Origin of the sequence: Phyllobacterium lublinensis, assembly GCF_020164435.1 — a bacterium.
Taxonomy (GTDB): Bacteria; Pseudomonadota; Alphaproteobacteria; order Rhizobiales; family Rhizobiaceae; genus Phyllobacterium; species Phyllobacterium lublinensis.
This window is the reverse complement of sequence record NZ_JAIUDQ010000014.1, coordinates 99,804-114,564: the sequence shown is the minus strand read 5'-3', so window position 1 is coordinate 114,564 and position 14,761 is coordinate 99,804. Positions and strand designations below refer to the sequence as shown.

The 14,761-nt window shown below is 56.9% G+C and carries 11 protein-coding genes and 1 tRNA gene; 5 read left to right on the top strand and 7 right to left on the bottom strand.

Annotated features, from left to right (window positions below; all coding sequences use genetic code 11):
- Positions 1-31 precede the first annotated feature (31 nt).
- Positions 32-2,281, bottom strand: a complete 2,250-nt coding sequence (locus K9U38_RS16885; RefSeq protein WP_224495511.1) for a DUF3141 domain-containing protein — start codon at positions 2,279-2,281, stop codon at positions 32-34.
- A gap of 601 nt (positions 2,282-2,882) precedes the next feature.
- Here K9U38_RS16885 and adhP point away from each other — a divergent pair.
- A complete protein-coding gene (adhP, locus tag K9U38_RS16880; protein ID WP_224495510.1) occupies positions 2,883-3,905 on the top strand; it encodes an alcohol dehydrogenase AdhP in 1,023 nt (340 codons plus the stop codon).
- 143 nt (positions 3,906-4,048) lie between these two features.
- Positions 4,049-6,337 carry an ethanolamine ammonia-lyase subunit EutB gene (gene eutB, locus K9U38_RS16875; protein WP_370631975.1) on the top strand — a complete coding sequence of 763 codons (2,289 nt, stop codon included), beginning with the start codon at positions 4,049-4,051 and terminating at the stop codon, positions 6,335-6,337.
- Positions 6,338-6,464: 127 nt separating this feature from the next.
- On the opposite strand, the gene K9U38_RS16870 is transcribed toward eutB, so the two are convergent.
- A complete protein-coding gene (locus K9U38_RS16870) occupies positions 6,465-7,352 on the bottom strand; it encodes a LysR family transcriptional regulator (RefSeq protein WP_224495543.1) in 888 nt (295 codons plus the stop codon).
- 161 nt (positions 7,353-7,513) lie between these two features.
- Here K9U38_RS16870 and K9U38_RS16865 point away from each other — a divergent pair, with 161 nt between their 5' ends.
- Complete coding sequence (locus K9U38_RS16865) at positions 7,514-8,413, top strand: DMT family transporter (protein WP_224495508.1); 900 nt, start codon at positions 7,514-7,516, stop codon at positions 8,411-8,413.
- 362 nt (positions 8,414-8,775) lie between these two features.
- Here the strand turns inward: K9U38_RS16865 and K9U38_RS16860 are convergent.
- Positions 8,776-8,852: transfer RNA gene (locus K9U38_RS16860), tRNA-Arg, on the bottom strand.
- Positions 8,853-8,931: 79 nt separating this feature from the next.
- Positions 8,932-10,098: a M20 aminoacylase family protein gene (locus tag K9U38_RS16855; protein WP_224495507.1), complete on the bottom strand. Its 1,167-nt coding sequence runs from the start codon at positions 10,096-10,098 to the stop codon at positions 8,932-8,934.
- A 148-nt stretch (positions 10,099-10,246) separates the two neighbouring features.
- On the opposite strand from K9U38_RS16855, the gene K9U38_RS16850 reads away from it, so the two are divergent.
- Both K9U38_RS16850 and K9U38_RS16845 read left to right on the top strand, forming a co-directional pair.
- Positions 10,247-11,359, top strand: a complete 1,113-nt coding sequence (locus tag K9U38_RS16850) for a D-alanyl-D-alanine carboxypeptidase family protein (protein WP_224495506.1) — start codon at positions 10,247-10,249, stop codon at positions 11,357-11,359.
- Positions 11,359-12,516 (top strand): CobW family GTP-binding protein, encoded by a 1,158-nt coding sequence (locus tag K9U38_RS16845; protein ID WP_224495505.1) that lies wholly within the window; start codon positions 11,359-11,361, stop codon positions 12,514-12,516. The genes K9U38_RS16850 and K9U38_RS16845 overlap by 1 nt, the downstream gene beginning before the upstream one ends.
- Position 12,517: 1 nt before the next feature.
- On the opposite strand, the gene K9U38_RS16840 is transcribed toward K9U38_RS16845, so the two are convergent.
- From K9U38_RS16840 to K9U38_RS16830, 3 genes are all read right to left on the bottom strand, one after another.
- Positions 12,518-12,742, bottom strand: a complete 225-nt coding sequence (locus tag K9U38_RS16840) for a sulfurtransferase TusA family protein (protein WP_224495504.1) — start codon at positions 12,740-12,742, stop codon at positions 12,518-12,520.
- A 17-nt stretch (positions 12,743-12,759) separates the two neighbouring features.
- Positions 12,760-14,016 (bottom strand): L,D-transpeptidase family protein, encoded by a 1,257-nt coding sequence (locus K9U38_RS16835; protein WP_224495503.1) that lies wholly within the window; start codon positions 14,014-14,016, stop codon positions 12,760-12,762.
- 350 nt (positions 14,017-14,366) lie between these two features.
- Entirely contained in the window at positions 14,367-14,711 is a 345-nt protein-coding gene (locus tag K9U38_RS16830) for an HU family DNA-binding protein (protein WP_224495502.1), read from the bottom strand.
- Positions 14,712-14,761 lie beyond the last annotated feature (50 nt).

Sequence of the window (14,761 nt, the reverse complement as noted above, 5' to 3'; positions counted from 1 at the left end):
ACCTGAGCCCTTGGCTTTCATGTCGCTGTCGCTAGCTTGCTTGGCGGACAACCTTCACCAGCAAGGACTTCGCCGACGGCGATACAGGCTCCGGCACCGGCTCTTCGCCAAGGCCGAAGAGTCCAACAATCCGCTGCCAGCGTAGCTCGGCTGCGCCGGAAAGTGCGCCTCGTGCGTTCAAGACCTCCCGAAGGGAGGCTAAGGCGTCGCGTCTAACCTCATCCTCGGCTGGCAGGAGCCCTGGAATCGCATTGACGGCAGCCTCTTCATCGATCATCAGCATGAGGAACTGGTCGCGGATCAACGCCTTGAATTCTGCCAATGTCATTGCCGGCATTCCGTTTTCGGAACGCCGCATGCGTCGGATTGCAGCAAACCCACGTTCGTCGGCTGCGCCGCTCGCGATGGCGACATAAAGCAAGCTACGCGCCATGGCCTCGCGCAAGCCGCCGTTGCCTGTCTGCGCCTTGAGTTCCACGATCCTTGCCTTCAAGGCTTGTGCGTGCGGCCCGGTCTTGCTTGCACGCCGCTGCGGCCCTGTGTCCGACGGATCGATGCCGACAGCCGCCTGCAGGAGAGGGGAGCCATAGACGGAAACAAAGGTTGCTTCACTCAGTGCCTCCACTCCCTCACGCCATGCGTCCAGTCCTGCAACAATTTGGCGCGAAAACGCCTGCTCCAGGGCCAGGAAGGGATTGTCCGCCGAGACTGGACGGCGCTCGTCCGCTGCTTTGGCAGCAAGGTCAGCTATGGGTGCCATCCACGGATTGAAGTCGGAGAACAGCTCATACTGCAACCTGAGCGGGTGGATCGCGCGCAATTGCTCGGCCGCAGATTCGGGCACCATTGTACGGATGAATGGCTGAAGGAACGTCTTGTAGAGTGACAGATTGATATCAGAGACCTTTGCCACGGTCGCGAAGCGGCGATCATCTTCGGGATCATTGCAACCAAGCGCCCTGATGTCGTCGAGCATTCTTGCCTCGCATCGCATGATCCAGTCACCCTCGACCAGGTCTCCGCCAACGGTCTCAGCGGTCTTTGCTTCAAAAGTCGCTTCGTAGAGTCCCGGCGGCAGTGCGTCGATCAGATCGATGTTGCTGGAGAATTCGCCATGCTCCTTGCGGGCGACACTTGCCGACACGAAGATTCCGAGATGACCGATTGTCTCGTGCACGGTGTAGACAATCGTCTGCCCATGCGAGCGGATCTCGTTCACGTCGTCATAAAGGTCTAGAATCCATCCGAGCGCCTGTGCGGGTGGCGTGATGTTGTCTCCCTTGGAACAGAAGACAACAATCGGCGCACGGATGTTACGAAGGTCGATCGCCTCTCCCGTCGAAGTGTTGATGTGCCCGGAGGCAAGATTGTTGCCGATGAAGAGTTCGTCAACGATGAACTGGATTTCTGCCGCATTGAGGCTGACGTGACCACCCCACCATTCCTCGAAACCAAGGTAGCGCGTCGCCTCAGTATCGATCTTCGAGTATAGATTATATTGCTTCGTCCAGAGCGTGTTTGCCGGGTTCTGGTTCTCGAAATTCTGCACCAGCCAGGCGCCGTCGAACTTTCCATGCCCGAGGTCGCTTGTAAGCGCTGTGAGCCAACTCCCGCCCAACAATCCGCCGGTGTAACGCATCGGGTATTTCCCGCGTTCGCCCGCCCAGTATGAAAGTGGCGCGCCCGCAATGATGAGCGAGCCGAAAAGTTCGGGACGCATGGCCGCCAGCATCATGACCGCCCAGCCGGCTTGGCAGTTTCCGATCACGCAGGGCTTGGCGTCCGCCTGGGGATGAAGCGAGATGACCTTTTCCAGAAAGATCGCTTCTGCCCGCACAATGTCTTCAATCGTCTGTCCCGGGACCGGTTGGGGCAGAAACCCTATGAAGTAGCATGGGTGCCCGGCTCGCAGAGCGACGCCGATTTCACTATCCGCCTTGAACCCACCGATACCCGGCCCGTGTCCAGCTCTCGGGTCTACGACTACGAATGGCCGGCGCAAATCATCGACCTCAATCCCCTTGGGCGGGATGATCCGAGCCAGTGCGTAGTTGACCGGTTTGTCAAGCTCGCGGCCATCGAGCAAGACCTCCGGCGTGAAGCTCAACACATGTGGAGCAGTGGCTTCGGCATGGGTCCTGTACTGGTTGCCTCGCTTACGCATTACGTCCCAAAACAGTACGCGGCGCTGAAAGGCATCCAACGCGTAATCGAAAGCGAGACCGGTTGGACCGAATTGAGCGACGAAATCAGTTGTCGGAACGTATGAAGTATATTGCATGCCAGCTCTCCTAATTTATCGGGAGAAAGATAAAAGGCGTAGGCGAACAATAAAAAAGGTACCGGTGCGGGGGGATAAAATCCCTCTGCGAGGCTCGATGGCCAACCACAATAAGATATTAGCATATGCAGCATAGCTGCGCGAGTTGCAGCAAGAACGTTATTTTCAGTAAGAATATGGTGATGTTGCCCAATGTATGTTGCAGGCATTGCGCATCGGGCCCAGAGCCTTGCGTAGCTGCAAAACTCACCCAATCAAGTCAGACGATATCCGCTGGTGAAGTCCGAATCCACACTGCCGATGAAGGACTTTATAAGTTCGCCTGGCTGACTAGAAGCGGTCCCCAATTGACGCAACATCGTGCGAGGAGCACAATCCATTTCGGAAGTGAATGGTTGCCGGAAATGCAACCAATGTGCCGGCTCAAAATCCCAGTCATTCGTGACCTCAAGGAGTGTGGTCGCCTTATCGAGGTCCATCTGAAAAACATACCTGCGGGCCCACGCCGCAGCTTTGCCTCCGCCGTTCAAGACCGTGCCGTGAGATTGGATAAACGAGCGGACCGGTAACGTTCCGCCCGCATCAGTTAAAGGAGGGCTCAATGTCGAAGACGATGAAAGCCGCCGTCGTGCGAGAGTTCAAGAAACCGCTGTCCATCGAGGAGGTGCCGATCCCCGAGGTCGGTCAGGGCCAGATCCTCGTGAAGATTGAAGCCTGTGGCGTCTGCCACACCGACTTGCATGCGGCCGATGGCGATTGGCCGGTGAAGCCCAGTCCCCCCTTCATTCCGGGGCATGAGGGCGTTGGGTCGGTCGTCGCGGTCGGCGCCGGCGTCACGGCGGTCAAGGAGGGCGACCGTGTCGGCGTGCCATGGCTCCACACGGCCTGCGGACATTGTCGGCACTGTCTCGCCGGCTGGGAAACTCTGTGCGATCTCCAGCAGAACACCGGCTATTCTGTCAATGGCGGTTTCGCGGAATATGTGATTGCGGATCCCGACTATGTCGGGCATCTACCGGCCGGCCTTGGCTTTGAAGCCGCCGCTCCGATCCTGTGCGCCGGCGTCACAGTGTATAAGGGGTTGAAGGAGACCGACACGAAGCCCGGCGATACGGTCGTGATTTCCGGCATCGGAGGGCTCGGACATGTCGCGGTACAATATGCGAAGGCAATGGGCCTCGACGTCATCGCAGTCGACATAGCCGACGAGAAACTGGAACTCGCCCGAAACATGGGCGCAAACGCTGTTATCAATGCCAAGACGACTGACCCGGTGGCGGAGGTCCGCAAGCTTTGCGGCGGAGTTCAGGGGGTGCTCGTAACGGCGGTCTCGCCGGTTGCTTTCCGGCAGGGCCTCGGTATGCTCGCCAAACGCGGCACGATGTCTCTAGTTGGATTGCCACCAGGCTCGTTCGAACTCGACATCTTTGACACGGTCCTCACCCGCAAGACCATCAGGGGGTCGATCGTCGGCACCCGCTTGGACCTCGCCGAATGCCTCCAGTTCGCCGGCGATGGAAAGGTGAAGGTTCACTACTCGACAGAGCGTCTTGACGATATCAACAGCATATTCGACCGGATGCGGCACAACAAAATCGACGGCCGGGTCGTGATGACAATCTGATCGCGACGTAGCCTATCCTGAAACAGACCGGCACGGGGGCGGCTGGCCTGATCGCAACATAGGTCTTCGACAACGGGGAGATCGCCATGCAAAAGGGCTTGCCGCAGGGACATGAAGGGCTTTCCAGAAGAGAGCTGCTCGTCATGGTGGGGGCCGCGACCGCCCTTGCGAGCTATGCCGGTGCCGCAAGGGCTGCCAATCGGGAAGACATCGCGATTGCGGAGGTCGCGCCAGGCGAGGATGTCTTCGCCTATATAGCCAGGGTGAAAGGGGGCTTTGATCAGGGCATCTACCAGCAGGTGATTGGCGCCGCCAACGACTTCAAGGAGGGTGATCGGGCCATAGGCGCAGCCGCCCCCGACGAGACGACGCGGAAACACGCCCGCGCCCTGTTAGCAAACACGAAAATCGCGGATCTCTACCAGCACCCGCTCTTCGAGGACGATCTGCAGCGGCTGATCTGGCAGACCACCGACCAGGTCCAGTATGCGAGGGTCAAGGACTGGACCATGGGCCAGCTGAAGGAATTTCTCTTGTCGCGGTCGGAGGACGACATCAAGGGCGTCATGAACGGGCTGACCAGCGATACAATCGGCTGCGTGCCAAAACTGATGAGCAATGAGGAACTCATTACCCTGGGTCAGAAAATCTTCAATGTACTGCCAGGCACGAGGATCGGATCAAAGGGATATATGGGGGCTCGCATCCAGCCCAATTCTCCCACGGATCATCCCGATGACGTCATCTGGCAGGTATTTGATGCCTTCTCCTACGCAACGGGTGACATCGTCATAGGTACCAATCCGGTGGACAGCACGGTCGCGAGCGTCGTCGAGGTCGAGCGGGCGCTGAAAGATGTCGTCGATACGTTCAAGCTGGGCGACGTTATTCCCTGGTGCGTGCTTGCGCACATCGATGTTCAGGCGGAGGTGAATGAAGGTTACCCGGGAACCGTTGCGACGATGTTCCAGAGTCTTGCGGGGACGGATGCTTGCAATAAAATCTTCGACATCACCAACGACAAGATCTTGAAATATGCGAGCGCGAAAAAGGGCCAAAGATATGGCCTCTACTTCGAAACCGGCCAGGGTTCGGAATTCACGAACGGCGTGGCGAATGGCGTCGACATGATGGTGCTTGAATCGCGAAAGTATGGATTTAGCCGAGCGGTGGGGCTGGAGCTCGCTAAGGTGCAGCCGAGAGGAGCGTGGCTTCACGTCAACGATGTGGCCGGCTTCATCGGGCCCGAGGTCTTCAAGAGTCGAGAACAACTGGTAAGGTGCTGTCTCGAGGATATCGCCATGGGTAAATTACATGGGCTGACCATTGGCCTTGATATTTGCACGACGCTGCACATGACGGTCAGCCTGGACGATTTGGATTGGTGCCAGGACCAGATCATGCCCGCCAACCCAGTCTATCTGATAGCACTGCCTACGAAGAATGATCCGATGCTGAGCTATCTGACGACGTCTTTCCAAGATCACGTTCGGTTAAGGGACAAATTCGGCTTCAAGGTCGATGATGCGATGTGGCAATTCTACAAACGCATCGGAATCGTCGATGAGAATGACAAATACACGGTGAACTACGGGGATCCTCTCTGGGTTTACTACCAGTATCGGCTCGCCAAAGGTGACAAACGACCCAAGGACGCCGTGTATGCGGAGGGCCGGGTAAAGATGAGTGAGGTGGAGGGCAGGGGCGTCGATCTGGCGACCGGGCACGGTGAAAATATCTGGGACCTCAATCCCGACCTCGCGGTCAAGGTCAAGGGGCTCTACGACGATGCCAAAAAGTCTCTTTGGGCCGAGCTGACATCCGACTTCATCGCCGCCGTACCCAATGTCATACCGGTTCGTAGCCTGTCCAGGGACCGCGACGACTATATCGCCCATCCGACGTCGGGTGAAATGCTGAGCCCGGAAGGGATCATTGAAATTCAAAGGTTGAGGGAGTCCTGGGGGGAGAACTTACCGAAGGGCCAAATAGTCATTTCCGATGGCCTGAATGCCAAGGCCGTTATGGACGATGGACATCTCGCACCCTATTTGGCGGAAATGCGCAGACTGCTTGCCGACGCCGACATTCCGATGAGCGACACGAACATTCTTGTTACCGGCGGACGGGTGCGGGCGGGATACCGGATCGGCGAGCTGCTCTTCGAAAATGCAGACCCCAATACCTTGAGAGGAATTCTCCACATCATAGGTGAGCGACCTGGAACTATGCACCACGCTTATTCGGTTTACATAACCGTTGCCAGCGGCAAGCGCTGGTCCGAGAAAAACATAGATCATGACATTACGAAGCTTGTGAGCAACGTCGCTGATACGGCTTTGCCGCCAAAAGATGCGGCCAGGGAAACCCTGACGATTATCCGCGAAGTCGTCGGAAAGAACGCGAACGGCAGCCGGCGGTTTGGGAATTAGTAATCGCAACGATTTCGATGCGCGGTCATCGGATCGAGCTAGAACTAATGAAAGCCATTCGATCTTAGGAGCGCCAGATAGTCCCTCGCAGCCTTCGTGATCGCGCCATTAGCGGACACAGTCATTATCAGCCAGCGAGGACCAATCCGCCATGTCGACCGATGTCCCTCTCGATTTCTCGAACCAAGCTGTCGAGAGCCGTATTTCTCGACTTGCGCGCACGTCTGACGACATAGGCCAAGGATGGAGGCCGAGGCAGACGGTCGGTTATTATATGCATATCACCTCGGATATGGCGGTCACTCAGCAACGCTACACCCATTGCCGCATTGACCGCGGACACAATCCCAGCGGCGCTCGAACACTCAAAAACGGTTTCGAAAACTGCATCGTCCTGGCCGATGTCGAGCGCCCATTGTCGATAGAAACATTCGTCATCGAACGACAAGAACGGGACCGGGCCCTCCTGTCGGATCATCAGTTCAGGATGCTTCACCCAGTGAAGGTTTTCCCTGTATAGGACCACGTCATTCGACCGTACGTCGTGGCTGAAGAGCTGAACGATTGCAGCATCAAGTTCGCCGCGCTCCAGCATGGCCCGCAGGACCAAGCTCATGCGCACCTTTGTTCGAACCGTGACGTTCGGATGAAGCCTCCTAAAGCGACCCAAGATCCGAGCGAGATCGGTGCATGCAGTGTCTTCGGTGAGCCCGAGTGCAAGTCTTCCAGAGAGTGGTGACTTGGAAAGACTCAGCAGCGCCTCGTCGTGCAGCGCGAGAATGCGTCCAGCGTAGTGCAACAAGTCTTCACCCGCAGCCGTGAACATTGGTCCGCCGGATTTTCGTCCGAGCAGCTCGCAGTCAAGGCCGACTTCCAGTCTCTTGATCTTATGGCTGACGGCGGACTGTGAGAGCCCCAGAGCGCCCGCTGCTCTGGTAATGCCGCCATGTTGGCGGATTGCGGAAAGCGCTTTCAAAGCGTCGATCTCGAGGCGGCGACTGTTCAGGTCATTCATGGCCATGGTCATTTCCTTCTCTGCGGCGAGAAACCTATCACGAACTGCACCTGCCATGACACTTGTTTGTATAATGTCATGCAGTCATTAAAATTTGTCATGTGCTTCCATGGTGCGATCCGCCTATGTGTAGATCGCATTTCCTCGTGACAGAGCCCTCAATGACCGATGCCTCTCTTACTTCCACCATCGCAAGCCGCCACCACCCTCTGCTGTGGCCTTTACTCGCCACTCTCCTCATCATCGGATGGAGTTCAGGATTCGTCGGCATCCGCTATGCCAACCAGGAGGCAAGCGTTATGCTTCTGCTCTTCTGGCGGACATTGCTTTCAGGATTGATTCTTTTGCCCTTCGCGTTAGCGATCGGGCCAAAAATATCCATGCGTGCGCTCAGAGATCAGGCCGTGTTCGGCATCATGGCCGTGTTCCTGTATCTGGGAGGCTTCGCGCTTGCTATCCAGCAAAAAGTGCCCACGGGGTTGGTCGCGCTCATCGCCGACCTTCTTCCGCTGGCGATCGTCGCCCTTTCACAACCCGTCCTCGGTGAGCGGCTGACCGCACGGCAGTGGCTGGGCACTATGATTGCCGTCACCGGTGTTTTGATCGTGTCCTTCGATAGCCTCAGTTTCGGTACGGCTCCGGTCTGGGCATACGGATTGACGGTGGGTTCGATGCTGATATTCGCTGTCGCTTCAGTCTTGCACCGGAAACGCAAGACGCAGCTTATGCCTGTACATCAAAGTCTTTGCATCCATACACTGACGGGTGCGGTTCTGTTCGGTCTGTGCGCGTTGACGCAGGGCAGCCTTGCTCCACCAATGACCCGCAATTTCGCGGTCGGGATGATCTGGTTGGTCCTGATCGCGACGTTCCTGGCCTACGCTGTCTACTATACCAGTCTGCGGCTGTTCCCGGTTGCCAAGGTGGGCGCAGCGATCTACCTCAGCCCGCCCGTAACGATGCTTTGGGCATGGATGCTGTTTTCAGAGCCTCTGACGGTCGCGATGTTTGCTGGGCTGGCGGTGACGTTGATTGGCGTATGGATGACCTCAGGGGCTTGAGCGATACGGCACTCGGCTTTTACCATATAGAATTGGAAGAAGTCCGCTTTGGGCCAATTCCAGAGCTTGGCGGCACGAACTCTGATGTCCGCTTCTCGTGTTGTGTGTCCTAACAGCGGACAGTCGGTCATCGGCCCCAACGCGGCCCGTCTGTACTGCAAATACACGCCGATATTTACCGTAACGTATTTTCCATCTGCGCTTCGCATGAAGAGCTTGGCTTATTACGTCAATGCATGTTGCATCCATGTCGCATGGATTCGCCGTGCCTCAAAGAAAATCGTTGGAAATCAATGGTAGGCAGGTGCAACATGATGCGACATGTTGATTGAAGAAAGGCACTCGTTAGCTATTGAAAATGTTGGTGATCCCGACTGGATTCGAACCAGTGGCCTACAGATTAGGAATCTGTCGCTCTATCCTACTGAGCTACGGGACCATGGGTTTTGACATACTGGTTTTCTATGCGCACGCCAAGTCAGAAGATGCATGCGAATCCGAGATTGTCATCATAATCATCATCGCGGTCGCAGGGCGGTCTCGGCGAGTTGAACCCAATAACTGATGCCATAGGCGATCGCGTCGTCATTGAAGTCATAGGCAGGGTTGTGCAGCGATGCACTGTTGCCATTACCGATAAAGATGAACGCGCCGGGCCGAGCTTCGAGCATGTAGGAAAAATCCTCGCCGGCCATCATTGGAGCTACATCCGTGTTGATCGCACCCTCACCGGCGACGCTGCGGGCTGTCTGCGCGGCAAATTCGGTTTCGCGATCGTGATTGAACGTAACCGGATAATTTCGCGCGTAATGCACGCTCGCGCTGGCGCCCAGCGCACCTGCAAGTCCCTCGCATACTTCCGTCAGCCGTCTTTCTGCAAAATCCCGCATCTCAGGACGTAGCGTGCGCACTGTCCCCGCCAGTTCCGCGCTCTGGGGAATGATGTTGTGGGCATCACCCGCGTGAAACTGGGTTACAGACAGGACGACGGAGTCCAATGGATCAGTACCGCGCGAGACAATGGTTTGCAGGGCATTGATCAATTGTGCGCCGACGACGACGGGATCGATGGTACGGTGCGGCTGTGCCGCGTGGCCGCCACGACCCTTGACTGTAATCGTGAATTCATCGGTTGCCGCCATGATCGGGCCCTTTCGGATGGCGAATTCGCCGATAGGGAGGCCTGGGACATTGTGCATGCCATAGACTTCGGAGATGGAAAACCGCTCCATCATGCCGTCCTTGACCATTTCGCGGCCGCCCCCGCCACCTTCTTCTGCAGGCTGAAAGATGACGGCTATGGAGCCCATGAAATTTCGCGTCTCTGCCAGGTATTGTGCCGCACCGAGAAGCATTGCGGTGTGCCCGTCATGACCGCAAGCATGCATTTTGCCTGCGGTTTGCGATGCCCAGGGCTGGCCCGTGATCTCCGTCAGTGGCAGCGCATCCATATCAGAGCGCAGGCCGATCGTCGGGCCTTCGCCCCGGCGTCCTCGTATGATGCCGACGACCCCTGTACGGCCGATACCCGTCTCCACGACGTCGCAACCAAACTGCTGCAGTTTGTCAGTGACGAACCGCGCCGTCTCGTGAACATCGAACATCAGCTCGGGATTCGCATGCAGATGACGCCGCCATTGGGAAACCTCGACCTGCATTTCGACGGCGCGATTGAGCAAGGGCATTCAGAACGACTCCAATTCAACTCTGACATTTCAGTGAACAGAATAAAGGAGTTTTGCCTTTTGACTGCCACATAAGATAGATAAGGCCATTGCCGCCCGGCGTGAAGCGCGGCTTAATGCCTTTTTGCAAACAGGTCAGATTTCAGGAATGCAGAAAACTCTAGCACTCTTCCTTTCGAGTTGCGTCGTATCGGCGATCGCGGGTACATCGGCGCTCGCCGGCGCGAACATCACGGTCGACGCAGGTACCGGCGAAATCGTATCGCAACAGGACGCATTCCAGCGTTGGTATCCGGCATCGCTGACCAAACTGATGACGACATACGTCGCTTTCCGGATGATCCAATCGGGACAGGTCACGCTCGACACGCCAATCACAATGACGGCAAACTCGGTCAAAGAACCGCCGAGCAGGTCTGGCTACAAGGCCGGGTCAGAGCTTACTCTCGATAATGCGCTCAAGATCATGCTGGTGCGCTCGGCAAATGACGTTGCGATGGCCATTGGCGAGACCCTTGGCGGTTCCGAGGACAAGTTTGCCGGATTGATGAATGCGGAAGCGCGCCGGATCGGGATGACAGGTACTCATTTCGTCAACCCCAACGGGCTTCATGCCGATGATCATTATACGACGGCCCGGGACCTCGCAGTGCTGACGTTGCACCTGCGGCGCGAGTTTCCGCAATATGCAAGCTACTTCGATATTGAGGCCATCAACTACGGTACCAAAAAATCGCAAACCAACTACAATGCTCTCATCGGAAGGTTCCAGGGAGCCGACGGGATGAAGACTGGGTTCGTCTGTCCCTCGGGTTATAATCTCATCGGTTCTGCAACTCGCAACGGTCGCACGGTCATCGCCGTGGTACTCGGTGAGCGGACCATCAATTCGCGCGTGACAAAAGCAGCGGATCTCCTGGGGAAAGCATTCGAGCAGAAAGGCACAGGCCAAACGCTCGATGCGCTTGAGCCGTACGGCCCCGCGTCTCGCGACGTGGCGGTTAACATGCGCTCCGAGGTCTGTTCGAAACAGGCGGCTGGATCCGATAACTGGGATGGAAAAGATGCCGAGGGACACCTTGTCCAGGGCTCGGCCTATCTGACGCGCATGAACCATCCGCCCAAGGCCGAAGATATTGCGCTGCTGCCCGCCAAGCTGAATTCGGTCGGCATCGAAATGAGCCGCATTCCTGTTCCGAAGCCTCGGCCTGATCGTGCATCCCTGACCGACGCCAGCAATGCCTTGAAGGCTGTGAACTGATGGTCGGTGATCCCATTCCCGTTTCTGTCCTTACGGGTTTCCTCGGTTCGGGAAAGACGACGCTGCTCAATCGCCTGTTGAAAGATCCCGCGCTCGCCGACACGGCTGTCATCATCAACGAGTTCGGTGATGTCGGTATTGATCATCTGCTCGTTGAGAAGGCCAGCGAGGGCATCATCGAGCTTGCCGACGGCTGTCTCTGCTGTACTGTTCGTGGCGAACTGGTCGATACGCTGGCCGATTTGATCGATCGGTTGCAGACAGGCAAAATACCGCGACTCAAACGCGTGATCATAGAGACGACCGGACTCGCTGATCCCGCGCCGGTCCTCCATGCGGTTATGGGCCATCCAGTGTTGCTACAGGCATTTCGGGTTGATGGTGTGATCACAACCGTTGACGCCATCAACGGCATGGCCACGCTGGACGCCCATGAAGAGGCGGTGAAACAGGCCGCTGTCGCTGATCGAATCGTCATTACCAAGACGGACCTTGCCGATGCAGCGACTAATATTCAGTCACTCAAGGCCCGTCTTGCAGCACTCAATCCCGGTGCCGACCTCATCGATGTAAGCGATCCGCGCACTGGTTATGCTGCCCTGTTCGAATGCGGCGTTTATAATCCGCAGACAAAAACAACCGACGTGCAGCGGTGGCTGAATGCGGAAGCCTATCGCGACCGCGAAGGAGAACGGAGTGTGCTGGAGGGGCATCATGACCATGATCACGATCACGGCCACCACGATCATGATCACCACCACCACGACGTCAACCGGCACGATACGTCCATACGTTCGTTCTCACTGAAACACCCTTTGCCCATACCGTTCTCCACATTCGACATGTTCATCGATCTGCTACGCTCGGCACATGGCGAGAAATTGTTGCGCGTCAAAGGCGTGGTCCTGCTGTCGGACGATCCCGAACGCCCGTTGGTCATCCATGGCGTCCAGCAGATATTCCATCCACCGACACGGCTTGCCCGTTGGCCGGAGGGCGTTCGCGAAACGCGCCTGGTCATGATCGTGAAGGACTTGCCAGAAAGTTACGTCCAGCGGCTTTTCGATGCTTTCCTGGGTCAGCCGCAAATCGACACGCCGGATCGTATGGCGCTCGTCGAAAATCCATTGGCGATCTCTGGGGTGAAACTGGGTTGATTCACCCGCGCTCGATGTGAAAGCGGTGGCCGCCGGCGATGCTGATTGTTTCAATCAGCCGGTGTCCGTCGGTCAGGCAGAAGTTTGGCATGTCGATTACGGCGAGTGGATCGCTTGTTTCGACCCATATGCGGCTCCCTGCGGCCACGGCCTGCAATTTTTTGCGCGTCTTGAGAACCGGCAATGGACAATTCAACCCGCGAAGGTCGTACACCTCGTCGGCCATGATCGCCCCGTCGCCTGTCAATTGCCGATTATCTTCCACCAGGCCTTTTTCGCTGGCGCCGGCTGTGCGGCTGCAGGAGCGACCGGTGTCAGAGCAGCGGTGGTCTGAGGCGCCGCTGCGGTTGGCTGAGCGGCAGCTGAAGCGGCCGGAACCTGTGTCGCGGGGTTGGTTGTCATCGGTACGGACGCCGCTCTGCTCATGCGCGTCCGCTTGGAGGCTTCGCGTTCCTCTCTCGCCTTGTCTGCGGCAACCGCCGATGCAAGTCGAACCATGACCTGGGGCTTTGACGCCGCATCCTTGTCCTGCGGCGACATGGAGGGTGGCTCCTGCGTGACGCGTTCACCGCGAGCTCTGCGTGCGCTCCAGTCCGCAATGATTTTGGCTTCGGCAATGCCCTGGATTGAGCGGCTCGGCGGCTGGATCCTGCCCTTGCCGACCATCGACGAAAATGCCGTTTCGTAGCTGGACTGATAGGATTGGTAGGCCATCTTCAGCGACTCAGGCTGATTGGCCGGTGGGCAGGCGCTCGTTGCGGCAATCGGCGCATTGGGATCGGAGGTATGGTTGAAGACATATTTCTTCTCGCACACATCGACTTTGGGAGGCACCTTGGTGATCTCGAAATGATCATAGCCTTCCTTGAGGTTCTTCCAGAAGGCGTAATTGGGATCGTCGCGGTAGCGTGCCATGTTGGCAGCCGTCATGCGGAAGGGGAAAGCCTCAAGCTGAATGGATTCCTGGCCGCCCTTGAAGGCGTCGCGCGCAAAGGCGTAGATTTGCGCCACCTGTGCATCGGTCATTGAATAGCAGCCGGAAGACGAGCATGCACCGTGTACCATCAGGTTTGCCCCCGTGCGGCCAAGTGCACGATCGAGGCCATTGGGGAAACCGGTATTGAACGACAGATAGTAGCTCGACTTGGGATTCATCTGTGCGGGGCGTACCGCGTAAAAGCCCTCAGGGGCCTGGCGGTCACCCTCAATGTACTTGGGCCCCAGCTTGCCCGACCATTTGCAAATCTGGTAGCTGGTGACCATGTCGTAGCGGCCATTGTCCTTGCGCTTCCATACTTCTAGGACGTTCTCTTCCTTGAAAATACGGAACATGACTGGCGAAGTGGTGCTGATGCCCTTGGACTTCATGCTCCTGACGAGCTTCTCCGGCAGCTGGGTCGAGGCCCCGTTCGGGGAAAGGTCATCAATCGACGAGCCCTGGCATCCTGCCAGAAACAGGGTGAGCATCAACGGTGCAAGAATGTGTGTTGGTATTTTCATGCAGCTACTACCGGTTTGCCAGTCTCATTCGCCAAGATCCAAATCGCGCGGATTTGGTACCCGCTAGATCATAAATGCATCCGTTATAGTTGATAAACCCTTACCCCACATGCGCAAATTGCTCAATTGCACATTAGTCTCCTGCAACGAAGAGACGGCGGATTTATGGCAAAGCCTTGTGGTTTGCGAAAGGAATACATGAGCTGTATTCGCCGCTGTGGCGCGGGCCGTTCTCCATCGGGAAACGTTGCCACTTGCGCGAACTAAGATCCGGCTGCCGGCATGTGTTGTGACCCAATTAAAAAGGCGGCGCACTGCACCGCCTTTTTGAATTGGACAAAGAACGGAGATCAACCGTTCAGAGCGTCCTTCAGTGCCTTCGCAGGCTGGAAGGCAACCTTCTTCGAAGCTGCGATTTTGATCGTTGCTCCGGTTGCAGGGTTACGGCCTTCGCGAGCGGCGCGCGACTGGACCTTGAACTTGCCGAAACCTGGCAGCGATACTTCATCGCCAGCTACGACGGAATCGGTGATACCTTTAAGAACGCTGTCAACAATCGCCTTTGACTGAACTTTTGTAAGACCCTGATCAGCAACGAGCTTCTCGATAAGATCGGACGTATTCATGTTGGCGGTTTCCTCAGTATTTTCGTTGATCGGAGGCGTCTGTATGGCATGCGATTCCCGCGCTGTCATCAGGGTTGGCGGCCAAAATGCTGGTTTATACCCAGTGTTTACAGGGTTTT